A 253-nucleotide genomic window follows, 5' to 3' on the forward strand; every position below is an offset into this window, starting at 1 on the left:
GGCTTCCGGATCACCGAAACGGTAGCCGGCTTCGATGAAGGCCTGACGCGTGCGGGCGTCGTAGCGTGCGCTCAGGCTGTCGCTGAAGCCCGCGAAGGCCACATCGCGTCTGCTCTTCACCTCGTGCTTGCTCCAGGCCACGCCGCCGCGCAGGCCGAAGCCGCCCCAGGTGTGGCTGGCGTAGGCGCCGAAGTGCGTGTTGTCGATCTTCGACTTGGCGCGGCGGTCCTGCTGCTTCACGTCGGTACGGCCG

General features: G+C 68.4%; 1 protein-coding gene. It reads right to left on the bottom strand.

Annotation, left to right across the window (positions count from 1 at the left end; translation table 11 throughout):
* The coding region (locus tag AC6UDB_RS07140) for an autotransporter outer membrane beta-barrel domain-containing protein (RefSeq protein ID WP_500709571.1) at positions 1-253 on the bottom strand (253 nt) is incomplete at both ends.

Source organism: Fructilactobacillus sp. X3R2C1 (genome assembly GCF_059901235.1).